This window comes from Streptomyces sp. NPDC101166 (assembly GCF_044768125.1).
Taxonomy (GTDB): domain Bacteria; phylum Actinomycetota; class Actinomycetes; order Streptomycetales; family Streptomycetaceae; genus Streptomyces.
On record NZ_JBIWPF010000023.1, the window covers coordinates 13,283 to 38,894 of the forward strand.

23 protein-coding genes are annotated in these 25,612 nt (G+C 73.1%); 13 read left to right on the forward strand and 10 right to left on the reverse strand.

Annotated elements, in window-relative coordinates:
• Window position 1: 1 nt before the first annotated feature.
• Window positions 2-1,447 (reverse strand): ATP-binding protein, encoded by a 1,446-nt coding sequence (locus tag ACIRS4_RS30820; protein WP_404202259.1) that lies wholly within the window; start codon window positions 1,445-1,447, stop codon window positions 2-4.
• Entirely contained in the window at window positions 1,444-2,157 is a 714-nt protein-coding gene (locus tag ACIRS4_RS30825; RefSeq protein ID WP_404202261.1) for a response regulator transcription factor, read from the reverse strand. Before ACIRS4_RS30825 ends, ACIRS4_RS30820 begins: the two co-directional genes overlap by 4 nt.
• 121 nt (window positions 2,158-2,278) lie before the next feature.
• On the opposite strand from ACIRS4_RS30825, the gene ACIRS4_RS30830 reads away from it, so the two are divergent.
• Entirely contained in the window at window positions 2,279-2,872 is a 594-nt protein-coding gene (locus ACIRS4_RS30830; protein ID WP_404202263.1) for a PepSY domain-containing protein, read from the forward strand.
• Window positions 2,873-3,027: 155 nt separating this feature from the next.
• Here the strand turns inward: ACIRS4_RS30830 and meaB are convergent, their stop codons facing one another.
• Entirely contained in the window at window positions 3,028-3,987 is a 960-nt protein-coding gene (gene meaB / locus ACIRS4_RS30835; protein ID WP_351099628.1) for a methylmalonyl Co-A mutase-associated GTPase MeaB, read from the reverse strand.
• 35 nt (window positions 3,988-4,022) lie between these two features.
• Window positions 4,023-5,234: an acetyl-CoA C-acetyltransferase gene (locus tag ACIRS4_RS30840; protein ID WP_404202265.1), complete on the reverse strand. Its 1,212-nt coding sequence runs from the start codon at window positions 5,232-5,234 to the stop codon at window positions 4,023-4,025.
• Window positions 5,235-5,384: 150 nt separating this feature from the next.
• Here ACIRS4_RS30840 and mce point away from each other — a divergent pair, with 150 nt between their 5' ends.
• From mce to ACIRS4_RS30875, 7 genes are all read left to right on the forward strand, one after another.
• On the forward strand, window positions 5,385-5,825 hold the full coding sequence (mce, locus tag ACIRS4_RS30845; protein ID WP_130443426.1) for a methylmalonyl-CoA epimerase: 441 nt from the start codon (window positions 5,385-5,387) through the stop codon (window positions 5,823-5,825).
• 232 nt (window positions 5,826-6,057) lie between these two features.
• Window positions 6,058-9,939 (forward strand): polarized growth protein Scy, encoded by a 3,882-nt coding sequence (gene scy, locus ACIRS4_RS30850; protein ID WP_404202267.1) that lies wholly within the window; start codon window positions 6,058-6,060, stop codon window positions 9,937-9,939.
• A gap of 226 nt (window positions 9,940-10,165) precedes the next feature.
• The gene (locus ACIRS4_RS30855) at window positions 10,166-11,101 is read left to right on the forward strand and encodes a cellulose-binding protein (protein ID WP_358799570.1); all 936 of its coding nucleotides are present in this window, start codon (window positions 10,166-10,168) and stop codon (window positions 11,099-11,101) included.
• A gap of 129 nt (window positions 11,102-11,230) precedes the next feature.
• A complete protein-coding gene (locus ACIRS4_RS30860; RefSeq protein ID WP_404202270.1) occupies window positions 11,231-12,202 on the forward strand; it encodes an ABC transporter ATP-binding protein in 972 nt (323 codons plus the stop codon).
• Window position 12,203: 1 nt separating this feature from the next.
• The gene (locus ACIRS4_RS30865) at window positions 12,204-12,974 is read left to right on the forward strand and encodes an ABC transporter permease (protein ID WP_404202272.1); all 771 of its coding nucleotides are present in this window, start codon (window positions 12,204-12,206) and stop codon (window positions 12,972-12,974) included.
• Between the two features lie 111 nt (window positions 12,975-13,085).
• A complete protein-coding gene (locus ACIRS4_RS30870; protein WP_404202274.1) occupies window positions 13,086-14,540 on the forward strand; it encodes an ATP-binding cassette domain-containing protein in 1,455 nt (484 codons plus the stop codon).
• On the forward strand, window positions 14,537-15,382 hold the full coding sequence (locus ACIRS4_RS30875) for an ABC transporter permease (RefSeq protein WP_404202276.1): 846 nt from the start codon (window positions 14,537-14,539) through the stop codon (window positions 15,380-15,382). Before ACIRS4_RS30870 ends, ACIRS4_RS30875 begins: the two co-directional genes overlap by 4 nt.
• Window positions 15,383-15,387: 5 nt before the next feature.
• Here the strand turns inward: ACIRS4_RS30875 and ACIRS4_RS30880 are convergent, their stop codons facing one another.
• Window positions 15,388-15,720, reverse strand: coding sequence for an ATP/GTP-binding protein (locus ACIRS4_RS30880; RefSeq protein ID WP_404202278.1), 333 nt, complete (start codon window positions 15,718-15,720; stop codon window positions 15,388-15,390).
• A gap of 224 nt (window positions 15,721-15,944) precedes the next feature.
• Between ACIRS4_RS30880 and ACIRS4_RS30885 the strand changes: the two genes are divergently transcribed.
• Entirely contained in the window at window positions 15,945-16,973 is a 1,029-nt protein-coding gene (locus ACIRS4_RS30885) for an LLM class flavin-dependent oxidoreductase (protein ID WP_404202280.1), read from the forward strand.
• 96 nt (window positions 16,974-17,069) lie between these two features.
• On the opposite strand, the gene ACIRS4_RS30890 is transcribed toward ACIRS4_RS30885, so the two are convergent.
• Entirely contained in the window at window positions 17,070-17,462 is a 393-nt protein-coding gene (locus ACIRS4_RS30890) for an SCO5389 family protein (protein ID WP_130443444.1), read from the reverse strand.
• Between the two features lie 316 nt (window positions 17,463-17,778).
• Between ACIRS4_RS30890 and nucS the strand changes: the two genes are divergently transcribed.
• Window positions 17,779-18,450, forward strand: a complete 672-nt coding sequence (nucS, locus tag ACIRS4_RS30895; protein ID WP_404202282.1) for an endonuclease NucS — start codon at window positions 17,779-17,781, stop codon at window positions 18,448-18,450.
• Between the two features lie 97 nt (window positions 18,451-18,547).
• Here the strand turns inward: nucS and ACIRS4_RS30900 are convergent, their stop codons facing one another.
• Window positions 18,548-21,121 (reverse strand): ATP-binding protein, encoded by a 2,574-nt coding sequence (locus ACIRS4_RS30900; protein WP_404202284.1) that lies wholly within the window; start codon window positions 21,119-21,121, stop codon window positions 18,548-18,550.
• Window positions 21,122-21,396: 275 nt separating this feature from the next.
• Window positions 21,397-21,720 (reverse strand): STAS domain-containing protein, encoded by a 324-nt coding sequence (locus ACIRS4_RS30905; RefSeq protein WP_404202286.1) that lies wholly within the window; start codon window positions 21,718-21,720, stop codon window positions 21,397-21,399.
• A 429-nt stretch (window positions 21,721-22,149) separates the two neighbouring features.
• On the opposite strand from ACIRS4_RS30905, the gene ACIRS4_RS30910 reads away from it, so the two are divergent.
• Window positions 22,150-22,722 carry a cob(I)yrinic acid a,c-diamide adenosyltransferase gene (locus tag ACIRS4_RS30910; RefSeq protein WP_130443451.1) on the forward strand — a complete coding sequence of 191 codons (573 nt, stop codon included), beginning with the start codon at window positions 22,150-22,152 and terminating at the stop codon, window positions 22,720-22,722.
• Between the two features lie 61 nt (window positions 22,723-22,783).
• On the opposite strand, the gene ACIRS4_RS30915 is transcribed toward ACIRS4_RS30910, so the two are convergent.
• Both ACIRS4_RS30915 and ACIRS4_RS30920 read right to left on the reverse strand, forming a co-directional pair.
• A complete protein-coding gene (locus ACIRS4_RS30915; protein WP_404202289.1) occupies window positions 22,784-22,966 on the reverse strand; it encodes a DUF5708 family protein in 183 nt (60 codons plus the stop codon).
• On the reverse strand, window positions 22,963-23,544 hold the full coding sequence (locus ACIRS4_RS30920; protein ID WP_404202291.1) for a hypothetical protein: 582 nt from the start codon (window positions 23,542-23,544) through the stop codon (window positions 22,963-22,965). Before ACIRS4_RS30920 ends, ACIRS4_RS30915 begins: the two co-directional genes overlap by 4 nt.
• 152 nt (window positions 23,545-23,696) lie before the next feature.
• Here ACIRS4_RS30920 and ACIRS4_RS30925 point away from each other — a divergent pair, with 152 nt between their 5' ends.
• Together ACIRS4_RS30925 and ACIRS4_RS30930 are read left to right on the forward strand one after the other, a co-directional pair.
• Complete coding sequence (locus ACIRS4_RS30925; RefSeq protein WP_404202293.1) at window positions 23,697-24,932, forward strand: sensor histidine kinase; 1,236 nt, start codon at window positions 23,697-23,699, stop codon at window positions 24,930-24,932.
• Window positions 24,929-25,570, forward strand: a complete 642-nt coding sequence (locus ACIRS4_RS30930; RefSeq protein WP_404202295.1) for a response regulator — start codon at window positions 24,929-24,931, stop codon at window positions 25,568-25,570. The genes ACIRS4_RS30925 and ACIRS4_RS30930 overlap by 4 nt, the downstream gene beginning before the upstream one ends.
• Window positions 25,571-25,612 lie beyond the last annotated feature (42 nt).

The following is a 25,612-nucleotide window of genomic DNA, read 5'->3' on the forward strand; positions in this document are numbered from 1 at the left end:
CTCAGGCGGCCGGCAGGCGGAGCTCGAACAGGGCTCCGCCCGCCGGCGCCTGCCGGACCGTGAGCGTGCCGCCGTGCCGTTCGGCCACGTCACGGGCGATGGCCAGGCCCAGCCCCGCGCCGCCCTCGTCCCGGGTGCGGGCCGCGTCCAGCCGTACGAACCGCTCGAACACGCGCTCACGGTCCGCCTCGGGCACCCCGTCCCCGTCGTCGGCGACCGAGACGAGCGCCCACCGCCCGTCCGGCCGGCGCTCCCTGCGCACCGACACGGTGACCTCCTCCCGGGCGTGCCGCCCCGCGTTGTCGAGCAGGTTGGCCAGCACCCGACTCAGCTGCCCCCGCGATCCGGCCACCTCCACCGGCTCCGCGTCCACCCTCACCCCCGTCCGCTGAGCCGTCGCCTCGCGCACCAGCGCCGCCAGGTCGACCCGGGCGTCCGCGGGCCGCTCCCCCGCGTCCAGCCGGGCGAGCAGCAGCAGGTCGGCGGCCAGGTCCTGAAGCCGTACGGTGTCCTCGACCGCGCCCGGCACGTCCAGCAACTCGGGGTGTGCGGCGCCCACTTCGAGCTGGGTGCGCAGGGAGGCGATGGGGCTGCGCAGTTCGTGGGAGGCGTCGGCGACGAACCGGCGCTGGCGCTCCACCGCGCTCTGGAGCGCCGTCAGCGTCTCGTTCGTCGTACGGGCGAGCCGGGCGACCTCGTCGTGTGTGTCCGGCTCGGGCACCCGGCGGGCGAGGTCCGCGGAGGCGGTGATGGCGGCCATCTCGCGCCGGATGCCCTCGACCGGCCGCAGCGCCCGCCGGGTGACCAGCCAGGTCACGCCCGCCACGACCGCCAGCAGCAGCGGGAAGCCGATCAGCATGACGGTGAGCGCGGTGCCGACCGCGCTGTGTTCGCTGGACAGGGGCGCGCCGGCGTGCACGGTCAGGGCGCCCCGGTCGTCGGTCTCGACGGAGACCGAGGCGAAGCGGTAGTCCGCGGTGTCGCCGTCGACGGTGGCGGAGCCGTCGCGGAAGGCGGTGTCCTCGCCGATCTCGCCCGGCCGCGGCGCGGAGGCGTCGGCGTCGTCGTCATCGTCGTCCGGGGTGGCGGCCGCGTGGCCCGCCTGTGCCGGCGCTCGGGCCGCGCCCGGCGCCGGGCGCACCGCGTCCGTCCCGGTCCCGCTGATGCGTTCCAGGCCCTCCGTGGCCGCGACCAGGGTGCCGTCCTCGGTGACCACCTGGACGGGCCGGTCCTCGTCGTCCAGGGACAGCCGGTCGTGGGCGTGCCCGGCGGCGAGCTCGGCGGCCACTTCCCGTGCGGCGCGGTCCGCCTGGGCGCCGGCCTGGCCGCTCAGGCTGGACTCCAGCGCGAGCAGGACCGCCGCCCCGGCGGCGACCAGGGCGACGGCGACGACGAGCGTGGCGCCCAGGGCGGCCCGGGCGCGGACCGAGCCGAGCCGACGCCTCACCGCCCCTCCCCCGGCTCCCCGGGCGCCGCCGGGCCCGACGGCGATTCCGGCCGCTCCAGCCGGTACCCGGCGCCGCGGACGGTGCGGATCAGCCCGGCGCCCAGCTTGCGGCGCAGCGCGCTGACGTACACCTCGACGATGTTGGGATCGCCGTCGTACGCGAAGTCCCAGACGTGGTCGAGGATCTCGGACTTGGACACCACCGCGCCGGCCCGCACCACCAGCTGCTCCAGGACGGAGAACTCCTTGGCGGTGAGCGTCGCCTCGTCCTCCCCCAGGAACACCCGGCGGGCCGCGGTGTCCACCCTCAGCTCGCCGAGGACGTGCACGGGCGAGGCCCCGGCGCCCTGGCCGCGGCGGCGCAGCAGCGCCTTCACGCGGGCGACCAGGACGACGTAGGAGAACGGCTTGGTGAGGTAGTCGTCCGCGCCGGTGTCCAGGCCCTCCGCCTCGTCGTACTCGCCGTCCTTGGCGGTGAGCATCAGGATCGGGACGTCGTTCCCGGCGGCGCGCAGGGCGGAGCAGACGCGGTAGCCGTTCATGCCGGGCAGCATGATGTCGAGGACGACGAGGTCGTACGGCGACTCGCCGGCGCGGTGCAGGCCCTCCAGGCCGTCATGGACGACGTCCACGGCGTAGCCCTCGGCGGTCAGGCCCTTGGCCAGGGACAGGGCGAGCCGCTTCTCGTCCTCGATGATGAGCAGGCGCATGCCCGCCAGGGTTTCAGACCGCACCTGAAGCGGACTTCAGGTGGCTTCAGACTCTCCTCAGCATGGGTCGGCGACGGTGGTTCCCGTCAGACGCACTCGACCCCGCTCGGGAGGAACCACCATGAAGCGCAAGCTCGTCATCGCCGCCGTCGCCGCGTCCGTCGCGATCGGGGGCGGCACCGCGGTCGCCTTCGCGGACGACGGCGCGCGGGGCGCCACACACGGCGTGAGCGGTGCGAAGGTCACCGCCGGGCAGGCGATCGCCGCGGCGCTGAAGGCGCAGCCCGGCACGGTGGTCTCCGCCGGTCTCGACGGCGACGGGGCCGACCGCGGCTGGGAGATCGACGTGCTGGGCGAGGGCACGACGGCCCACACCGTCCTCGTGGACTCCGCCGACGGCCGCGTCCTCGGCAAGGAGACCGACGGCGACGACGCGGACGACGTGCGCGAGGCCCGCGCCCTGCTGAAGGACGCCCGGGTCGGCGCCGCCGAGGCCGCGCGGACCGCCGCCGTCCGGGGAACCGTCACCTCGGTCGAGCTGGACGAGGACGGTCGGGGCGGCTGGGACGTGGAGACCACGGACCCGTCGGCGAAGGAGCACGAGTGGACCGTGGGCCTGAAGGACGCCACGCTCACGCCGGACCGCGAGACCGGCGCCGACGAGGACGCGGACGACCGGGCCGACGGCGACCGGGCCGACGGCGACGACGCCTGACGCCCGGCGGGGACGCCACGGCGTGAGCCGGCACCGCATGAGCCGCCGCCACGGCGGTGCCGCGCCGCGACCGCCGGCCACCGGGGCGCTCCCGTCGGGCTCGTGGCCTCGCGGTCGCGGCGTCGCACGCCCCGGCGCGACCCGGGGTGCCGGCGTCACTCCCCCTGCGTCAGTCCCGCCACCAGTTCGTCCGCCGCGCCGTAGGGGTCGAGTTCGCCTGCGACGATGCGGTCCGCGAGGGCGCTGAGGCGGCGGTCGCCGTGGAGGTCGCCGATCCGCTCCCGCAGGGCGGTGACGGCGATCGCCTCGACCTCGTGGGCGGCGCGGGCGCGGCGGCGCTCCGCCAGGACCCCGCGCTCCTCCATCCACGCCCGGTGCTTCTCCAGCGCCTCCACGACCTCGTCGACGCCCTCCGCGCGGGCCGCGACGGTCTTGACGATCGGCGGGCGCCAGTCGCCGGGGCCGCGGGACTCGCCGAGGCCGAGCATGTGGTTCAGCTCACGGGCGGTCGCGTCGGCGCCGTCCCGGTCCGCCTTGTTGACGACGTACACGTCGCCGATCTCCAGGATGCCCGCCTTGGCGGCCTGGATGCCGTCGCCCATGCCCGGGGCGAGCAGGACGACGGAGGTGTCCGCCTGGGAGGCGATCTCCACCTCCGACTGGCCCACGCCCACCGTCTCGACGAGGACCACGTCGCAGCCGGCCGCGTCCAGCACGCGGATCGCCTGAGGCGCGGCCCAGGCCAGCCCGCCGAGGTGGCCGCGCGTGGCCATCGAGCGGATGTAGACGCCGGGGTCCGAGGCGTGGTCGGACATCCGGACACGGTCGCCGAGCAGGGCACCGCCCGAGAAGGGCGAGGACGGGTCGACGGCGAGGACGCCGACCCGCCGGCCCTGCTTGCGGTACGCCGTGACCAGCGCGGAGGTCGACGTGGACTTGCCGACGCCCGGCGAGCCGGTGAGGCCGACGACGTAGGCGTTGCCGGTCAGCGGGGCCAGCGCCGCCATGACCTCCCTGAGCTGCGGGGACGCCCCCTCCACCAGGGAGATCAGCCGGGCGACGGCCCGGGGCCGGCCTTCCCTGGCCTGGGCGACCAGCGAGGAGACGTCCTGCATCACAGCTCCGTTCACGTGTTCCTACGAAAGAGAACTCAGGCCTTGGGCACCCGCACGATCAGCGCGTCGCCCTGGCCGCCGCCGCCGCACAGCGCGGCCGCGCCGATGCCGCCGCCGCGCCGCTTCAGCTCCAGGGCCAGGTGCAGCACGAGCCGGGCGCCGGACATGCCGATCGGGTGTCCCAGGGCGATGGCGCCGCCGTTGACGTTCACCTTTTCCGTGGAAACGCCGAGGTCGTCCATTGACTGGACGGCGACGGCGGCGAAGGCCTCGTTGATCTCGATGAGGTCGAGGTCGGCGACCTCCAGGCCGTCCTTCTTCAGGGCGTGCAGGATGGCGTTGGACGGCTGGGACTGCAGGGAGTTGTCCGGGCCGGCCACGTTGCCGTGGGCGCCGATCTCGGCGATCCACTCCAGGCCCAGTTCCTGCGCCTTGGCCTTGCTCATCACGACCACGGCGGCGGCGCCGTCGGAGATCTGCGAGGCGGAGCCGGCGGTGATCGTGCCGTCCTTGGCGAAGGCCGGGCGCAGCTTGCCGAGGGACTCGGCGGTGGTCTCGGCGCGGATGCCCTCGTCGTGGCCGAAGAGGACCGGATCGCCCTTGCGCTGCGGGATCGACACCGGGGTGATCTCCGCGTCGAACAGCCCGTTCTTCTGGGCGGCGGCGGCGCGCTGGTGGGAGAGGGCGGCGAACTCGTCCTGCGCGGGCCGCTCGATGCCGAGGCGGGTGTTGTGCTTCTCGGTGGACTCGCCCATGGCGATGCCCTCGAAGGCGTCGGTCAGCCCGTCGTACGCCATCGCGTCGAGCATCTCGATCGCGCCGTACTTGAAGCCCTCGCGGGACTTCGGCAGCAGGTGCGGGGCGTTGGTCATGGACTCCTGGCCGCCCGCGACGATCACGTCGAACTCACCCGCACAGATCAACTGGTCGGCGAGCGCGATGGCGTCCAGGCCCGACAGACACACCTTGTTGACCGTGAGCGCCGGGACGTTCATCGGGATGCCGGCCTTGACGGCGGCCTGGCGGGCCGGGATCTGGCCCGCGCCGGCCTGGAGCACCTGGCCCATGATCACGTACTGCACCTGGTCGCCTTCGATCCCGGCGCGTTCGAGGGCGGCCTTGATGGCGAAGCCGCCGAGGTCGGCTCCGGAGAAGGACTTCAGCGAGCCCAGCAGTCGTCCCATGGGCGTACGCGCGCCCGCGACGATCACCGAGGTCGTGCCGTTGGAACCTGTCGATCCAGTCATGAGCTGCGATCCCCTTACCGGCCTGCACGGGCCGAGGAGTGAACGAGGGTTTACTTCGAATGTACTGAGCGGTAGTGCGCCCCGTCACCTCGCTGTCGGTGTGATCGCCCGCACGTTGCGCAACCACCTCCGGGACGCTCCACTAACAACATGCTGACGCGAATCGACCACATCGGGATCGCCTGCCACGACCTCGACGCCACCGTCGAGTTCTACCGTTCCACGTACGGCTTCGAAGTGTTCCACTCCGAGGTCAACGAGGAGCAGGGCGTGCGCGAGGCCATGCTCAAGATCAACGAGACGTCCGATGGGGGCGCCACCTACCTCCAGCTCCTGGAGCCGACCAGGGAGGACTCCACGGTCGCGAAGTGGCTGGCCAAGAACGGCGAGGGCGTCCACCACATCGCTTTCGGTACGGCGGATGTGGACGCCGACGCGGCGGACATCCGGGACAAGGGCGTACGCGTTCTGTACGAAGAGCCGCGACGTGGCTCCATGGGGTCACGAATCACCTTCCTGCACCCCAAGGATTGCCACGGAGTACTGACAGAACTGGTCACATCGGCCCCAGTTGAGTCCCCTGAGCACTGACCCTCGTACAGAGGGGCCGGTAGGGTTGGGGTCGGTCGCCGCTCTTGACGGGCGACCGACGTCCTGCCGTCTCGGCGGCAGGACCAGCCGGGGTCCGGGTTTCGGGGGACGAGCGTCGGGGCAGCAGCCCGTGCTCCGCCGTTGATCTGACACCATTCCCCGGGGGCCCCGTCCGGCGGATGGACGGAGCTCGTGGAAAAGCTTGCGACCAGGGGACGGATGGGACCGCGCAGTGCGGGGCTACGAGAGCCAGGAGCGGGAACCGGCGGCTGACGTCGACCACCTCACTCGGTTCGAAGCCGAGATGAAACGGCTGAAGACCGAGCGGGAAAAGGCGATCCAGCATGCCGAGGACCTCGGCTACCAGGTCGAGGTGCTGCGCGCCAAGTTGCACGAGGCGCGGCGCACCATCATGTCCCGGCCCGCGTTCGACGGCGGCGACATCGGCTACCAGGCCGAGCAGTTGCTGCGCAACGCGCAGATGCAGGCGGACCAGATCCGCTCCGACGCCGAGCGGGAGCTGAGCCAGGCGAGGGCGCAGACCCAGCGCATCCTCCAGGAGCACGCCGAGCAGGCGGCCCGGCTCCAGGCGGAGCTGCACGCGGAGGCCGTGGCCCGGCGTCAGCAGCTCGACCAGGAGCTTTCGGAGCGCCGGCAGACCGTCGAGTCGCACGTCAACGACAACGTGGCCTGGGCCGAGCAGCTGCGGGCCCGCACCGAGGCGCAGGCCCGCCGACTGCTGGAGGAGTCGCGCGCCGAGGCCGAGCAGGCCCTGACGGCCGCGCGCGCCGAGGCCGAACGGGTGGCCGAGCAGGCCCGCCAGCGGCTCCAGAGCGAGGCCGAGTCGGCCCGGGCGGAGGCCGAGCAGCTGCTGCTGCGCGCCCGCGCGGACGCCGAGCGGCTGCTGAACGCGGCTTCGACGCAGGCCCAGGAGGCCAGCGACCACGCCGAGGCGCTGCGCAGCTCCACGGCGAACGAGTCCGACGCGGCCCGCCGCCAGGCGGGTGAGCTGAGCCGTGCCGCCGAGCAGCGCATGGCCGAGGCGGAGACCGCGCTGCGTGAGGCGCGCGCGGAGGCGGAGAAGCTCGTCACCGAGGCGAAGTCGGCCGCCGAGAAGGCGCTCAGCAGCGCCGAGTCCACCAACGAGCAGCGCACCCGTACGGCGAAGGAGCAGGTCGCCCGGCTGGTCAGCGAGGCCACCAAGGAGGCCGAGACCACCAAGGCGGACGCCGAGCAGCTCGTCGCCGACGCCCGCGCCGAGGCGGAGAAGATCCTCGGTGACGCCGCGGAGAAGGCGCGCACGGTCACCGCCGAGGAGAGCGCGACCCAGCTGTCGAAGGCGGCCAAGACCGCCGAGGACGTCCTGAACAAGGCCCAGGAGGACGCGCGGCGCACCACGAAGGCCGCCGCCGAGGAGGCCGAGCGCATCCGCCGGGAGGCGGAGACCGAGGCGGACCGGCTGCGCGCCGAGGCGCACGACATCGCCGAGGAGCTGAAGGGCTCCGCGAAGGACGACACCAAGGAGTACCGCGCCAAGACGGTCGAGCTGCAGGAGGAGGCGCGCCGGCTGCGCGGCGAGGCCGAGCAGCTGCGCGCCGACGCGGTCGCCGAGGGCGAGAAGATCCGCGCGGAGGCCCGCCGGGAGGCCGTCCAGCAGATCGAGGAGGCGGCCAGGACCGCCGAGGAGCTGCTGTCCAAGGCGAAGGCCGACGCGGACGAGCTGCGCCAGAAGGCCACCACGGACAGCGAGAAGGTCCGCACGGAGGCCATCGAGCGGGCGACCACGCTGCGCCGGCAGGCCGAGGACACCCTGGAGCGCACCCGCAAGGAGGCCGAGCGGCAGCGCGACGAGGCGGTCGACCTCGCGGAGACGATCACCGCCAACGCCGAGGAGGCCGCGCGCGAGCTGCGCGAGGAGGCCGAGCGCGCCGTCGAGGCCCGGCAGGCGGACGCCGCCGAGGAGCTGGCGCGGCTGCACTCCGAGGCCGAGCAGCGGCTCGCCTCCGCCGAGCAGGCGCTCACCGACGCCCGTGAGGAGGCCTCACGGATCCGCCGGGAGGCCGGCGAGGAGACCGAGCGGCTGCGCGGCGAGGCCGCCGAGCGGATCCGTACGCTGCAGCAGCAGGCGGAGACGGAGGCCGAGCGGCTGCGCACCGAGGCCGCGTCCGACGCGTCCGCGTCCCGGGCCGAGGGCGAGGCCGTCGCCGTGCGGCTGCGGTCGGAGGCCGCCGCGGAGGCGGAGCGGCTGAAGACGGAGGCGCAGGACACCGCCGACCGGGTGCGCGCGGAGGCGCAGGCCGCCGCGGAGCGGCTGGAGACGGAGGCGTCGGAGACTCTGGCCGCCGCCCAGGAGGAGGCCGCCCGGCGTCTGCGGGAGGCCGAGGAGTACCTCGGCGGGGCCCGTCAGGAGGCCGACCAGGAGCGTGAGCGGGCCCGCGAGCAGAGCGAGGAGCTGCTGGCGTCGGCGCGCCGCCGGGTGGAGGACGCGCAGGCCGAGGCGGTCCGGCTGGTCGAGGAGGCCGACCGGCGCGCCTCGGAGATGGTGTCGGCGGCCGAGCAGCACGCGCAGCAGGTGCGGGACTCCGTGGCCGGGCTGCACGAGCAGGCGCAGGAGGAGATCACCGGGCTGCGCAGCGCCGCCGAGCACGTGGCGGACCGCACCCGCCGGGAGGCCGAGGAGGAGGCGGACCGGGTCCGCGCCGACGCCTACTCCGAGCGTGAGCGGGCCGCCGAGGACGCGGCCCGGCTGCGCCGCGAGGCTCGTGAGGAGTCGGAGGCCGCCCAGGCGCTGGCCGAGCGGACCGTCGGCGAGGCGATCGCGGAGTCCGAGCGGCTGCGTTCGGAGGCGTCCGCGCACGCCCAGCGGGTGCGCACCGAGGCCTCGGACGCAATCGCCCAGGCCGACCAGGACGCCTCGCGCACCCGGGCGGACGCCCGCGACGACGCCAACCGCATCCGTTCGGACGCGGCGACGCAGGCCGACACGCTCATCACCGAGGCGCGTTCCGAGGCGGAGCGGCTGCAGACGGAGACCCTCGCGGAGGCGGAGCGGCTCCAGGCCGAGACGGCCGCGGAGGCCGAGCGGGTGCGGGCCGAGTCGGTCGCCAAGGCGGAGAAGCTGATCGGGGACGCCACCGACGACGCGGAGCGGCTGCGCGCCGAGGCCGCCGAGACGGTGGGTTCCGCGCGGCAGCAGGCCGAGCGCATCCGGGTGGAGGCCGAGCGCGTCAAGGCCGAGGCCGCGGCGGAGGCCGACCGGTTGATGAGCGTCGCCCGCGAGGAGGCCGACCACACGCTGGACGAAGCCCGCAAGGACGCCAACAAGCGGCGTTCGGAGGCGGCCGAGCAGGTCGACACGCTCATCACGGAGACCACCGCCGAGGCGGACAAGCTGCTCACCGAGGCGCAGCAGCAGGCGCTGAAGACCACCGCGGAGGCGGAGGCGCAGGCCGACACGATGGTCGGCGCGGCCCGCAAGGAGGCCGACCGGCTCGTCTCGGAGGCGACCCGCGAGGGCAACACGCGTGTGGAGAAGGCCCGTACCGACGCGGACGAACTGCTCGTCGGGGCCCGCCGGGACGCGACCGCCATAAGGGAGCGGGCGGAGGAGCTGCGCGACCGGATCACCACCGAGATCGAGCAGCTGCACGGGCGGGCCCGCCGGGAGGCCGCGGAGACGATGAAGTCGACCGGCGACCGCTGCGACGCGCTGATCAAGGCGGCCGAGGAGCAGCTCGCCAAGGCGCAGGCGAAGGCCAAGGAACTGGTGTCGGAGGCCAATTCGGAGGCGGGCAAGGTCCGTATCGCCGCGGTGAAGAAGGCGGAGGGGCTGCTCAAGGAGGCCGAGCAGAAGAAGGCCACGCTGGTCCGGGAGGCCGAGGAGCTGAAGGCGGAGGCGATCCGCGAGGCGCGGCGCACCGTCGAGGAGGGAAAGCGCGAACTGGAGGTGCTGGTCCGGCGTCGGGAGGACATCAACGCCGAGATCTCCAGGGTGCAGGACGTGCTGGAGGCGCTGGAGTCGTTCGAGGCGCCGTCCTCGGCCAAGGACGGCGGGGTCCGGGCGGGGGCGACGATCGGCGCGCCCCGGTCGGGCGGCAAGCCGTCGGAGGGCTGAGGGCTGTAGGTGCGGGGGGCCGGGGCCGGTCGACAGGCCGTGGCGCTGCATGAGAATTGCGTTGCGATCTGGGGCCTTTGACCAACTTTTTGGCAAGCCGTCCGGCGGGGAGCCACCCAAAAGGGGTGTCAATCTCCAGATCAAACACGTATCCGCTCGATGACACAGCGCTTCGGCCCCTAGGATTCCACCTATCACCTCACCGGTCTCATTCGACAGGAACCCCATGAGCGACACTTCCCCCTACGGCTTCGAGCTTGTGCGGCGTGGATACGACCGCGCTCAGGTGGACGAACGGATCTCCAAGCTCGTCTCCGACCGTGACAGCGCTCTCACCCGCATCACCGCTCTGGAAAAGCGCATCGAGGAGCTCCACCTCGAGACGCAGCACGCCCAGGCCCAGGTAAGCGACGCCGAGCCGTCGTACGCCGGTCTCGGCGCGCGTGTCGAGAAGATCCTCCGCCTCGCCGAGGAGGAGGCCAAGGATCTGCGCGAGGAAGCACGTCGCGCGTCCGAGCAGCACCGTGAGCTCGCCGAGTCGGCGGCCCAGCAGGTGCGCAACGACGCGGAGTCGTTCGCCTCGGACCGCAAGGCCAAGGCTGAGGACGAGGGCGTCCGGATCGTCGAGAAGGCCAAGAGCGACGCCGCTCAGTTGCGCCAGGACGCGCAGAAGGACGCGCAGTCCAAGCGCGAGGAGGCGGACGCGCTCTTCGAGGAGACCCGTGCGAAGGCCGCGCAGGCCGCCGCCGACTTCGAGACGAACCTCGCCAAGCGCCGCGAGCAGTCCGAGCGCGACCTGGCGTCCCGTCAGCAGAAGGCCGAGAAGCGCCTCGCGGAGATCGAGCACCGCGCGGAGCAGCTGCGGCTGGAGGCGGAGAAGCTGCGCACGGACGCCGAGCGCCGCGCCCGCCAGACCGTCGAGACGGCGCAGCGCCAGGCCGAGGACATCGTGGCCGACGCCAACGCCAAGGCCGACCGCATCCGTTCGGAATCGGAGCGCGAGCTCGCGGCTCTCACCAACCGTCGCGACTCGATCAACGCCCAGCTGACCAACGTCCGCGAGATGCTGGCCACGCTGACCGGCGCCGCGGTGGCCGCGGCCGGTTCCCCGACCGAGGACGAGCCGGTCTCTCGGGGCGTTCCGGCCCAGCAGTCCCGGTAGTCACGGCGAGCCGAGGGGCGGTGGGCGCAAGGCCCCACCGCCCTTCCGCATGTGTTGTTGCCGTGCGCGTCGGCCGCCGTTCGCCCGCCGGGTTGGCACAGGCCGTACGCCGGTCATAGCGTGGCCCGCATGATCGAGCTAGAAGGGCTGACCAAGCGGTACGGCGACAAGGTCGCGGTCGACAACCTCACGTTCACCGTCAGACCGGGCATCGTCACGGGCTTCCTCGGTCCCAACGGCGCGGGGAAGTCCACCACCATGCGGATGATGCTCGGGCTCGACCGGCCGACCGCGGGGGACGTCCGCATCGACGGGCAGCACTACGACCGGCTGAAGGATCCGCTGAAGTACATCGGAGCACTGCTCGACGCCAAGGGCGTGCACGGCGGGCGCAGCGCCTTCAACCACCTGCTGTGCCTGGCGCAGAGCAACGGCATCCCCGGCTCGCGGGTGCACGAGGTGCTCGACACCGTGGGCCTCACCGCCGTGGCGAGGAAGAAGACGAAGGGGTTCTCGCTGGGCATGGGGCAGCGGCTCGGGATCGCGGGCGCGCTCCTGGGCGATCCCCGGATCCTGATGTTCGACGAGCCGGTCAACGGGCTCGATCCCGAGGGCATCCACTGGATCCGCAACCTGATGAAATCGCTGGCGGCGCAGGGCCGGACGGTGTTCGTCTCCTCGCATCTGATGAGCGAGATGGCGCTGACCGCGGATCACCTCGTCGTCATCGGTCAGGGCCGGCTGCTCGCCGACACCTCGATGGCCGACTTCATCGCGCGCAACTCGCGCTCCTATGTGCGGATCCGCACCCCGCAGCGGGAGCGGATGCTCGACGTGCTGCACGAGGCCGGGGTCACCGTCGTGGAGGCCGGCAACGGCTGCCTGGAGGTGGACGGGGACAAGTCGGAGGCCATCGGGGAACTGGCCGCGCGCCACCAGCTCGTGCTGCACGAGCTGAGTCCCCAGCGTGCCTCGCTGGAGGAGGCGTTCATGCAACTGACCGCTCAGTCGGTGGAGTACCACGCGCACACCGACGCGACGCCCGCACAGCCGCCGCAGCAACCGGGGCAGCAGTGGGGCGACGGCTGGAGGAAGGGCTGACATGGCGGCGACCCAGGTCATCCGGTCCGAGTGGACGAAGATCCGCTCCGTCGCGTCCACGCTGTGGACGCTCTCCCTCGCCGCGGTGGTGACGATCGCTCTCGGCATGCTCATCTCGGCGCTGTCCAAGAGCCAGTTCGACCAGATGAGCGCCGGCGACCGGAGCTCCTTCGACCCGACGTTCATCAGTTTCGCCGGGATGAGTCTCGGCCAGCTGGCGATGATCGTGTTCGGGGTGCTGGTGGTGTCCAACGAGTACAGCACCGGCATGATCCGCGTCTCGCTGGCGGCGGTGCCGCAGCGCGGGGCCTTCCTGTTCGGCAAGATCTCGGTCGCGGCGGGCCTCGCGCTGGTCGTCGGGCTCGTCACCAGCTTCGTCGCCTTCTTCCTCGGGCAGGCGATGCTCGGGGAGCACAAGGCGTCGATCGGGGACACCGGGGTGCTGCGGGCGGTGATCGGCGGCGGCCTCTACATGACGCTCATCGCCGTGTTCTCCATGGGCGTGGCCGCCATCCTGCGCTCGCCGATGCTGTCGCTGGGCATCCTGATGCCGTTCTTCTTCCTCATCTCCAACATCCTGGGGAACGTCGACGCGACGAAGAAGATCGGTCAGTATCTGCCCGACCAGGCCGGCAGCAAGATCATGCAGGTGGTCGCCCCGACCGGCGACGACGCTCCCTACGGGCCCTGGGGCGGCCTGGCCATCATGGCGATCTGGGTGGCGGCGGCGCTGCTGGGCGGGTACGTCACCCTCAAGCGACGGGACGCGTGAACCTTTGGGCTTTACTTTGATTTGAGCGGAACCGTCAGCGCCTCGATATCCTCCTAACCCTTACGGGGGGCGTGCGCCCCGCTGTCCTGAACCTGTCGATGGGTGCGGAGCATGATCGAAGCAGTCGGCCTGACCAAGCGCTACGGCGACAAGACCGCTGTGTACAACCTTTCCTTCCAGGTGCGACCGGGCGCCGTCACGGGCTTCCTCGGGCCGAACGGCTCGGGGAAGTCCACCACCATGCGGATGATCCTCGGTCTGGACAACCCGACGTCGGGGACGGTGACGATCGGCGGCTTTCCGTACCGGAAGCTGCCGAACGCCGCCCGTCATGTCGGCGCGTTGCTGGACGCGAAGGCCGTGCACGGCGGCCGCCACGCCCGCAACCACCTGCTGAGCCTCGCCCAGCTCTCGGGCATCCCGGCCCGGCGCGTGGACGAGGTGCTGGGCGTGGTCGGCCTCCAGGACGTGGCGAAGAGGCGGTCCAAGGGGTTCTCGCTGGGCATGGGGCAGCGCCTCGGCATCGCCGCCGCGCTGCTCGGCGACCCGCAGGTGCTGCTGTTCGACGAGCCGGTCAACGGGCTCGACCCCGAGGGCATCCTCTGGGTGCGCAACCTGATGAAGTCGCTCGCCGCGGAGGGGCGGACGGTGTTCGTCTCCTCCCACCTGATGAGCGAGATGGCGCTGACCGCCGACCACCTGATCGTCATCGGGCGGGGCCAGCTGCTCTCCGACATGAGCGTCCGGGACTTCATCTCGGCCAACTCCGCCGGCTTCGCACGTGTGCGCACCCCGCAGACGGAGCCCGAGCTGCGCGAGAAGCTGGCCGCCGCGCTCACCGAGTCGGGCGGACATGTGCTGCCCGAGCAGGACGGCGCGCTGCGCGTCACCGGGCTGCCGCTCCCCCGCATCAGCGACATCGCCCACGAGGCCGACGTACGGCTGTGGGAGCTGTCGCCGCACCAGGCCTCGCTGGAAGAGGCGTACATGCGGATGACGCAGGGGGCCGTCGACTACCGGTCGACCATCGACCAGAAGGCGGGCCTCCAGCAGCCGTTGCCGCCCGGCGCCCAGCCCCCCATGCCGGTCCCCGGCCAGGGCCAGCCCGGCTGGTACGCCCCGCCGCCCCCGCAGCAGGGCTACGCCCCGCCGCAGCCCGCCCAGACCCCGTACGGCGGGCAGGCGCCGTACGACGGCGCCAACCCGTACGCCCAGCAGACGCCCGGACCCGCGCAGGGCCACCCGGCCCAGCCGGCCCCGGCCCAGCCCGCGCCGGCTCCGGCTCCGGCTCCGGCGGCCTCCGCGTCGCAGGGCCAGGCCCCGGCCGCCCCGGCGACGCCGCCCGCAGCCGCTGCGCCCGTCGCTCCGGCGCCCGCGGCCGCCTCCGCGCCGCAGGGGCCCGCGCCGGCCGCGAGCCCGGCCACCGTCGCCCTGGGCAAGGTCCCGGCGGCTCCCGCGGCCGCCCCCGCGGACCAGGCCCCGGCCGACGCCGCTCCCACCGCCCCGGCTCCCGCGGCCCCGCAGGGGCAGGGCACCGCCACGACCACGACCGAGGACGTCCGATGAGCACCCCGCAGCCCACGTCTCTGCCGGCGGCGCCCGCGTACTCCGGCTACACCTCGCCGATCCCCGTGGTGCGCACCCACCTCGGGCACGCCCTCGCCTCGGAGTGGACCAAGATCCGCTCGGTGCGCTCCACCATGTGGACGCTGGGCGTCTTCGTCCTGCTCGTCGTCGGCATCGGGGTGGGGACGGCCGCGCTGGTGGCCGCGAACGCCGACGGAGCCGACCTGGCGAACGAGAACGCGCTGGCGTTCGGCTTCTTCGGACTGCTCCTCGGCAGCATGTGCGTCATCACGCTCGGCGTGCTGACCACCGCCTCCGAGTACGGCACCGGCATGATCCGGACCACGATGGTGGCCTGCCCGTCCCGGGGGCGCGTCCTCGCGGCGAAGGCCATCGTGTTCTTCCTGGTCGCGTTCGTCGTGACGCTGATCTCGTCGGTGTTCGTCGCGATGATCGACGTGGCGCTGATGCCCGAGGCACGGGAGCCCTCCGGCGGCGAGTGGGCCAAGGGGACGCTCGGCGTGTCCCTGTTCGTCGCCCTGCTCGGACTGCTCTCGCTGGCCGTCGGCTCGATCATCCGGCACTCGGCCGGCGCGATCACCATCATGATCGGCCTGGTGCTCGCGCCGCTGGTGATCGCGCTGTTCATGTTCTCGGAGTCCCTGGTGGACCTGCGCGAGGCCCTGTTCGAGTACTCGATCCCCAACCTTCTCAGCGTCTTCTACTCCACGTCACTGACCGACACCGGCCCGTCCGGCTGGGACCCGCTGTGGATCGCGCTCGGCGTCACGGCCGCCGCCTTCGCCGCCGCCTTCGCCCTGCTGGAGAAGCGGGACGTCTGACGCCGCTAGAACCTCGGCGCGTTACGGGACCGCCGCACCCCCGGGGTGCGGCGGTCCCGCGCGTTCCAGCACGCCTTGTGCCAGTGGCGGCGGTCGTCGACTCCCGCGTGCTCGGGCCAGGCGACGACGTGCGGCACGCCGTCGGGGATCATCTGGTCGCAGCCGGGGCACCGGTAGGCCTTGCCGTGGGCGCTCGCCCCGGCCACATGCCGCACGCTCCACCGCTCGTCCTGCCAGCTCACCGTGGACTCCCAGCCGCCGTACCGGCTCGCACCGTCGTCCTCGGCGCTGCGGCCGAACGAGCCCTCACCCTTGGGTCGGTTGCGACGCGGGGACACGGGACACCTCACGGGGCTATACAGGGAGCAGGGTTCCCGTCCAGCCTACGCGGCCAGGACAGGGGTATCCGAAGGGTGCCGAACCCCACAAGTCCCCCTCAGGGACCGTCCATTCTGCAGACAATCCGCAAAATACTCCGACAGGCCGTGTCCTCGGCACGTGTCAGACGGTTATGCCGGGTGGGGGAGCTCCGCGTCGGAGCCGAGGAAGCAGGAAAAGTCCCATGCGCGTTGGAAGTTTCGTGTTGGCGGCCCAGTTCCCGGGCCAGGGTCAGGGGGAGGCACTGCACCGGGCGGTCCGCTCCGCCGAGGTCGCCGAGGAGGCCGGCCTGGACTCGGTCTGGCTGGCCGAGCACCACTTCGTGCCGTACGGCACCTGCCCGTCGGCGATCACCCTGGCGGCCCTCCTGCTGGGCCGGACCCGACGCCTGCGGGTCGGCACGGCGGTCAGCGTACTGCCCACGGCCCACCCCGTCGCCCTGGGCGAACAGGCCGCGCTGCTGCACATGACGAGCGGCGGCCGCTTCTCCCTCGGCGTGGGCCGCGGCGGGCCCTGGGTCGACCTGGAGGTGTTCGGGGCGGGCCTCGAAGCGTACGAGAAGGGGTTCCCCGAATCACTCGATCTGCTGGTGCGCTGGCTGCGCGAACCCTCGGTCGGTGCGGACGGCGAGCGCTTCCGCTTTCGTGAAGTCCCCGTCGTACCCCGCCCGTCGGAGGCCCTGACGGACTCGGCGGGGCCGGAGGTGGTCGTCGCCTGCACCTCCCCCGCGAGCGTGCGGCTGGCCGCGGAGCGCGGACTGCCGATGCTGCTCGGCATGCACGTCGGGGACGAGGAGAAGGCCGAGATGATCGCCCTGTGGCGGCGGCACGCGCGCGCGGCCGGGCGGCCGGCGGACGAGATCCGCGGCGCGGGCCATGTCTCGGCGGGCGTCTGCCAGATCGCCGACCGGCGCACCGACGCCGTGGAGACGCTGACGAAGGCGATGCCGGGCTGGCTGAAGCAGGGCCTGGACGCCCATGTGACGGTGGACGGCCGCGCCCGCGGCATGCGGGACCCGGTCGCGTACACCGAACTGCTCTGCGGGCTGCACCCGGTGGGCACCCCTCGGCTGTGCGCGGACCGGCTCGCCGCGACGAGCGAGCGGACCGGCGTCTCGCGCTTCGCCCTCCTCGTGGAGGGCTCGGGCGATCTGGCGGCCACCGAGGAGAACCTGCGGCGGCTGGGCGCGGAGGTCCTCCCCCACCTCCGGTGAACGACCCCGCCGCCGAGGAGCCTGCCGCTCCCGTACCGATCGGCGCCTTGTGCGACGCCTTGCGCGAGGAGCGGCAAGCGACAGGCTCACATCGCCTCAGCAGTCCCGGAACTCCGGAGACTGATTCAGCACCTGACTGCGGACCGAGGTGAAACGGGACAGCTTCTCGTCGACCGATGAGTCCAACGGGAACACCGCCACCCGGTGGCAGTTCTGGAAGGCCAGCCGCACGCCGAAGTGGCGCTGCAGCGCGCCGCGAATGGCGTCGCTCGCCAGCGCTCGCAGCAGCTGCCCGCGTGCCTGCTCGTCCGGCGGGGGCGTCTGGTTGTCGGCGAAGTCTCCGCCGTCCACCTTCAGCTGGGCCACCAGGGAGCTGACCATCTCCCATGCGTAGGGCAGGGAGGTCCGGACGCAGTCGACGAATTCTGCTTCGTCGACCTCGCCTCGCTCGGCCTGTTCGAGTAGGGCCGGTGAGACGTCGAGCGACATGGGTTCTCCTCTCGCACCCCCGACGCGCAGGGGTTGCCGGACAGGGAAAGGGAGTTCGCAGTGCACAGACACCGGGAAATGCGAGCACGCTGAGTACACGCATCGCGACCTCCCGTTCCTACGGTAGGCAACGGCCCGTGACCGCACCAGGAGAACGGGCACATAGGGAAATCCTGGTGGGCACACAATCGGCCACTGTCGAACTCACGTTTTCCAGATCAAAAGGTGCGGCTCCACGGGCTCCCGTGCAGCCCGGTGCAGGGTGACGCTCGGGCGAATCGCGTGGCGTGCGGGGCGTCGAGTAGCGTTGCCTGCCATGCGTCTCGTCATCGCCCGGTGCTCCGTGGACTACGCGGGCCGGCTCACCGCCCACCTCCCCTCCGCCCCCCGTCTCATCCTGGTGAAGGCGGACGGCAGCGTCTCGATCCACGCGGACGACCGGGCCTACAAGCCCCTGAACTGGATGTCCCCGCCCTGCACGCTGAAGGAGGGCACGGGCGACGACGCCGGCGTGTGGACCGTCGTCAACAAAGCGGGCGAGAAACTGATCATCACGATGGAGGAAGTCCTCCACGACTCCTCGCACGAACTGGGCGTCGACCCCGGTCTGATCAAGGACGGCGTGGAAGCGCACCTTCAGGAGCTGCTCGCCGACCGCATCGAGACGCTCGGCGAGGGCTACAGCCTCATCCGCCGCGAGTACATGACCGCCATCGGCCCCGTCGACATCCTGTGCCGGGACGCCGAGGGACAGACCGTCGCGGTGGAGATCAAGCGGCGCGGGGAGATCGACGGCGTCGAGCAGCTCACCCGCTATCTGGAGCTGCTGAACCGCGACCCGCATCTGGCGCCGGTGCGGGGCGTCTTCGCGGCCCAGGAGATCAAGCCGCAGGCCCGCGTCCTGGCCACGGACCGCGGCATCGGCTGCACGGTCCTTGACTACGACGCGCTGCGCGGCATCGAGGACGACAAGCTGCGCCTGTTCTGAACGTCGGCACGACGCCGAGCGACGAGGAGGGCCGGGTCCCGTGCGGGACCCGGCCCTCCGGCGTGCCTGCCGGCGCCGGCGGCGCGACCCCCTCGGCTCAGATGATCGTGTCCGGGGACACGAGCGGGGAGCCGGCGGCGCTGGGGGTGCCTGTGCCGCTGCTCTGCGGGCCGCCCGGGGTGGAGGCGGAACCGCTGGCCGAGTTCGACGTGGAGGGGGCGGTGCTGGACGGCGTGGTCGGGGTGTCCGTGGACGGCGTGGTCGGTTCTTGCGTCGGCGTCGTCGGGTCGTCGCTGGGGGTCGGGTCCTCCGTCGGCGTCGACGGCGGCCTGGACGTGGAACTGGACGACGACGGCCTGGGCGTCCCGGTCGGGCCGCCGCCTCCAGGCCCCTGCGTGCCGCTCGGGTCCCCCGACGGCTCCGGTGTCGCCTCTCCCGTCGGCGTCGGGTCGTCGGCGGTGCCCATCGTGCCGTCCGGACCGGGATCCGTCGGCCTGCTGGTCACCGGCCCCGCGTCCCCCGGGCCGGTGTTGTCACCGGGCGTCTCCTCGCCCGTGGAGCCGTCGTCGGTGCCCGCGCTGACGGACGGGCGGACGCCGACCCGGTCGGCGGGGGTGTTCGCGTCGTTCTCGGAGGTCGCGCCGAGCGTCACCACCGTGCCGAGCACCGCGACGAGCACGGCGCCCGCGCCGGCCGCGACGAGGTTGCGCTTGGCCAGGGCCCTGAAGCCGCCGCGGCCGTGGCGGGCGGACGCCGGGGCGGCGGAGGGCACACCGGTGACGAGGGTCGGGGCGGTGGGCGTCGGAGAGGGCGCGGCCGCGGGGACGCCGCGCGGCGGTGACCCGGGCTCCTCACGGCGGGCCTCGGTCCCCTCCTCGACGGCCATGAGCGCGGCCAGGCCCGGCACGTCGCCCGAGCGGTCGGCGACCAGGGCGAGAGCGCGGCGGCCCGCGACGGTGCCCCGCTTGTCGGCGAGGGCGCCGCGCAGGGCGAGGGAGGCCTCCAGTTCGGAGCGGGCCCGGTCGAGCTGTCCGGCGCAGAGCGCGAGGACGCCCAGTTCGTGGTGGAAGTAGGCCCGGTCGGCCGGGGCGGCGGCCAGGCGGGCGGCCTCGGCGCCCTCGTGCAGGGCCTGCTCCCAGGCGCTCCAGTTCAGCCCGGCGGCGAACGCGGGCGCGGCGGCGCGGGCCAGTCGTACGGAGGTGGGCTCGTCCTCGCCCTCGGCGGGCCGGGTGGTGCCGGGCACGACCAGGGCGAGGGCGGTGAGGACGGCGTCGGCCTCGGCGCACACCCGCTCCGGGGTGACCGAGGGGTGTGCGGCCCACCAGGCGTAGTGCTCGGCGGCGGTGTGGGCTCGGCCGTCGACGTCGTCGGCGTATCCGGCGGCCTCGAGCTGGGCGCGGACGCCGGCGGCGAGCCGGTAGCGGGGGCCGACCGGGGAGACGAGCCCGCAGGCGGCGAGTTCGCCGAGGGCGGCGTCGGCGTGGGTGTCGCCGATCAGGGCCGGCAGATGGGCCTGGTGCGGGACCTCGCCGCCGAGGGCGACGGCGAAGCGCAGGGCGGTGCGGGCGGAGGCGCTGAGACGTGCGGCGAGGAGGGGGGCGGGCGCGGCGGCCTCGCCGAGGGAGGGCAGGGGTATCTCCTCGGCCTCGCCCGCACCGGCGTCCAGCGACGCGGTGAAGGGGCGGGCGTCCTCGAAGACGCCGAACTCGTCGACCGCGTCGACGCCGGCCCGGAGCTGGTCGCGCTGGCGCAGCAGAGCGCCGGCCTGGACGAACCGCAGGGGCAGGCCCTCGGACTCGAACCAGAGGTCGCCGGCCCAGTTGGCCTCCTCCTCGGTGAGGACGCGGCCGACGGCCCGCTCGATCACCTCGACGCCGCCGGCGCGGTCGAGGCCGCCGAGGACGACCTCCTCGACGGCGGAGCCCGCGGAGGGGGTGGGCACGTCGGGGGTGGCGCCGAGGAGGAAGGCGCACTCGGGTGTCGCGTCGAGCAGCTCGTCGAGGGCGGCGCCGCCGAACTCCAGGTCGTCGACGACGACGACCGCGCCGATCTCGCGCACGTGGGCGAGCAGCTCGTCGTCCTCGGGGCGCAGACGGGGGGCGTCGTGGACGGTGTGGAAGAGGTCGTGCAGCAGGTCGGAGGGGGTGCGGCGGTAGCCGGTGAGGCGGACGACGCCGTCGGGCGCGAGGTCCTCGCAGTCCTCGGCGACGAGATCCAGCAGACTCGTGCGGCCGGAGCCGGAGGGGCCGGTGAGGCGGACGGTGCGGCCCCGGGCGAGCAGGCGGACGAGCTGTTCGCGTTCGTCCTGGCGACCGAGCAGGGGCTGTGCGGGGGTGCGATTGGTTCCCGCCGGTGCGGGGGGACGGGCGGCGCGGTCGGCCTCGGCGCGCTCCTCGAGGGTGCGCCTGGCGGGCGGCTCGGGCCGTTCGGTGGGCGGGCACAGCTCGATCTCGCTGCCGTCGACGGGGTTGACGGTCAGGAGGTGCTCGCCTGTGTGCAGCCGCGCGGTGCGGGCGGGCGCCGGGCCGTGCGGGGCGAAGTCGGGCGCCAGGGGGTCCCTGGAGGAGCGCGGGCGCGGCGCGTGGCCCTGCCCGGTGTCGGCGTCGGCCGGGCGGGAGCCTTCGGCGTCGTCGTGGCCGTACTCCTCGGGTCCCCGGTTCGTCGGGTCCATGGGTCCCCCCAAAAGCGTCGTGTGGCGTAGCCCCTCCCGGCCTTGCTGCACACTGCGCTGTCGCTTCTGGTCCGGTGCCCGCCTGAGGGATGCGCGCGGCGGGCAGACGAACCGTAAACCTTCGCACAGTATCTACGACAGTCCGGGGGGCCGCGCCGCCCGAGACGTCACAGTCCGGTGAGGATTGCGTGCGGCGCGCGGTTCGTCACGCAGAGGTCAGCGACCGCAACCGTGCCGGTCCGCGCGCCCTGTTCCGGGTCCCCCGTCGGCGCGTTTCACACCCGGGGCAGGGACTCCACTCCGATGCCGCCCTCGATGGCGAGGATGCGGTGCAGCCGGGTGGCGACCAGCAGGCGCTGCATCTGGGGCGGTACGCCGCGCAGGACGAGGCGGCGGCCGCAGCGGCCGGCGCGGCGGTGGGCGCCCATGATGACGCCGAGGCCGGTGGCGTCCCAGGAGTCCAGCGCGGACAGGTCGAGCACGAGGTCGCCTACGCCGCCGTCCACCGCCGTGTGCAGGGCCGTACGGGCGTCCGCCGCGGTGCGGACGTCGAGACGGCCCCCGACGACCAGCTCGGCGTGGTCGCCCCTGATGTACATAGCGCTCCCCTAAGCGTGCGTCTCGTGCTCCGCGGTGTGATGTCCGGTGTTGCCCCCTCTGACTGCGTGAAGCGGTCGGAGGTTGCCGTCTGTGAGCGAACCGATAGCAGATTCACCCGCAGGGGTGAGGCCGGTGAGGCCTGTGCGGATTCCGTGCCTGTAGAAGCCCTGCCCGCTCGCACGCCCGATGTCACCGGCGTCAGCCATCCGGCGCATCGACCGCTTCCTCACGGCTCTCGGCCGGACACTAGCGGGCCTGAGGCGCTGTGTGACCGGTTAGTAACGCGTTTCACGTCTCAGCGCGTGAGACACCGGTCACGTCGTCAAATCCTGTCTGATTCGCACCGATTGACCCCGTGCTGAGCAGGGGTGACGAAGACGACGGAACGGATCGGCGGGGACGGTCTGCCGGGGCACTAGATTGGCCGCATGGTCAATCTGACGCGCATCTACACGAGGACCGGCGACCAGGGCACGACCGCCCTCGGCGACATGAGCCGGGTCGCCAAGACCGACCTGAGGATCGCCGCGTACGCGGACGCCAACGAGGCGAACGCGGTGCTCGGCACGGCGATCGCGCTGGGCGGGCTCGACGCGGAGGTCGTCGCCGTCCTCACCCGCGTGCAGAACGACCTCTTCGACGTGGGCGCGGACCTGTCGACACCGGTGGTGGAGAACCCCGAGTTCCCTCCCCTGCGGGTCGAGCAGTTCTACGTGGACCGGCTGGAGGCGGACTGCGACCGCTTCAACGCGGAGCTGGAGAAGCTGCGTTCCTTCATCCTGCCCGGCGGCACGCCCGGTGCGGCCCTGCTGCACCAGGCGTGCACGGTGGTCCGCCGCGCGGAGCGCTCGACGTGGGCCGCGCTGGAGGTCCACGGCGAGGCGATGAACCCGCTCACCGCGACCTACCTCAACCGGCTGTCGGACCTGCTGTTCATTCTGGCGAGGACGGCGAACAAGGCCGAGGGTGACGTGCTGTGGGTGCCCGGCGGCGAACGCTGAGGAAACCGGCCCCCTGCCGGGGGTCCGGGCGTCGCCGGGTGCCGGGTGGGGAGCACTGACCTCAGCGGCGGGTCGCCTGGTACAGGCCCGTCGCGGCCAGTGCGGCCCCGACGCACATCATCGCCACACCGACCTTCGTCAGGGTGACCACCGGGACCTCCACTCCCCCGGTGAACCGCCACAGCACCAGGCCGACGGCAAAGGTGGCGGCGCCCTCCAGCAGGTTCCTCGACGCGCGGTTCATCGGCCGGCCCTCTCCTTCCGGGGCTCGCTCCGTTCCGGCTCGCCGGCCGGGCCTTTCCTCGGCCAGATCGTGTACGACAGGGTGATCAGCCCGTAGATGCCGACCGTGCGCAGGGCCACCCACTGAAAGCCCCGCAGGGAACTGACGTCCCCGGAGTCACCGACGTACCAGACGGCGAGCTGGAGCAGGACGAGGGCCACGGCCGCGCCGAGGACCGCGCGCAGCCACAGCCCAGCCTCATGGCGGGCGCGGGCCCGGCCGTGGCGCGGGGGTCCCGTGGGCTTGGGCGCTCCGGACAGCCGGTGGGCGGCGTGGCCGTCGAGCCAACGGATCATGTAGTGGCCGTAGGCGACGGTGAAGCCGATGTACAGCGCGGCCAGGCCGTGCTCCCAGCTCGGTTCGGCGCCGTTCCTCAGGTCGATCGCCGTAACGACGAACAGGACCACCTCCAGCAGGGGCTCGCACAGCAGCAGGGCCACGCTGGTCCGGCGCCACCCCAGCAGGTAGCGCACGGCCAGGCCGAGGGCCAGCAGCACCCAGAAGCCGACCTCACAGGCGACGATCAACGCGACGATCACGACGGACTCCCTTCGGTCACCCTTCCAGGCTCCCGTCGGGATCCGCGGTCCTCCTCGTCACCGGTGACGAACCTTCGATACATCGAACGATGCAGTCCCGGACCCTTCCGAGGCATCACCCGCCGATGCGGTGGGCCGTGTTGGATGGAGACATGACCCGCCGACTCCCCCATCCGCACCGGCTCGACGTGTACGCGGCGGCCGGCGGGCTGCTCGGCGGGCTGCTGCTGTGGGGCATCGGGCTGGGCACCCGGCGGGCGAGCGACCCCATCGTCCTTCTCGACGGGCGCTGGCCCGTCCTCCTGCCGCTCTTCGTGACGGCGGGCTGCGAGTTGCTGCGCCGGACCGCGCCGCGCGTCGCCCTGCTGACCGCCACGGCCGCGCTGACCCTGGACACGATGACCCAGGGCAGCCTCGGCACCCTGCTGATGTTCACGGACGTGGTGTACGCGGCCGTGCTGTACGGCACGCCCGCTTCGGCGCGGCGCATCCCGTGGATCACCGGGCTGGTCACGGTGCTCGCGACGGTGGTGCCGTTCGCGGTCTGGCGGGTGCCCGAGGCGCTGCTGATCGGCGTGGCCGTCGGGGTCGTGTCCTTCGCGCCCGCGTCCACCGGCCTGATCGTCCGCAATCACCGGGACGCCGCCGAGGCCGCCCGGCTGCGCGCCGAACAGACCGCGCTGCTCGCCGAGATGGACCGGGCGCAGGCGGTGGGCGCCGAGCGGGCCCGGATGGCCCGGGAGTTGCACGACATGGTCGCCAACCACCTGTCCGCCATCGCCATCCACTCCACGGCCGCGCTCTCCATCGACAGACCTGAGACCTCCCGGGAGGCCCTCGGCGTGATCCGGGAGAACAGCGTCGAGGGACTGGCGGAGATGCGGCGGCTGATCGGGATCCTGCGCGACAGCGGCGGTGACCTGGAACCGGTCGCGGCGCCCACCCTCGACGGCCTCGGCTCGCTGGTCGATGGCGCCCGCGCCAACGGCCTGGACGTCGAGTTCGGCGCCGCCCCGGACGCCGCCGGCGAACCTGTCCCCGCCCCGGTGGGGCTGGCGGCGTACAGGATCGTGCAGGAGTCCCTCACCAACGCCCTCAAGCACGCCTGTCCCGGCCGTGTGACCGTGTGTCTCACCCGGCGGGACGGCTCGCTCACCGTGGAGGTGACGAGTCCGTACGGCGACCGGGACGGGCCGCGGGCCCCCGGCTCGGGCGCGGGGCTGATCGGGATGCGGGAACGGACGGAACTGCTGGGCGGGACCTTCGAGGCCGGCCCGGCCACGGCCGCTCACGGCGGACTCTGGTCGGTGCGCGCCGCCCTGCCCCTCACCGACACGATCGCCACCACCGACCCCGCCCGCACCGCCGTCCGAGGAGGCCCCGCATGATCCGCGTGCTCGTCGCCGAGGACCAGTCCGCCGTACGCGCCGGACTCGTCCTCATCCTGCGCAGCGCGCCCGACGTCGAGGTGGTCGGAGAGGCGGCGGACGGGGAGCAAGCGCTCGCGCTGGCACGGGAGTTGCGACCGGACGTGGTGCTGATGGACGTTCAGATGCCGCGGATGGACGGGGTGTCGGCGACCCGTGCGGTCGTCGCGGAGGGCCTCGCGGACGTCCTGGTGCTGACCACCTTCGACCTGGACGAGTACGTGTTCGGGGCGCTGCGCGCCGGGGCCGCCGGGTTCCTGCTGAAGAACACCGAGGCCAAGGACCTGATCACGGCGGTACGGACCGTCGCGGCAGGCGAGGGCGTCGTCGCGCCGGCCGTCACACGCCGGCTCATCGCCGAGTTCGCGGCCCGGCCGGCCCGGCCGCCGAAGGCCGATCCGGCGATGCTGGAGTCACTGACCCGGCGCGAGCGCGAGGTGCTGGCCTGTCTGGGCGAGGGGCTGTCGAACGCGGGGATCGCCGAGCGGCTGGACATGGCCGAGGCGACGGCGAAGACGCACGTCAGCCGGCTGCTGGCGAAGCTGGAACTGCGCAGCCGAGTGCAAGCGGCCGTGCTGGCGCAGGAGTTGGGGATCTAGGCCCGGGATACGACCGGCCTGAGCAGAGTGGTCCAGACCTAT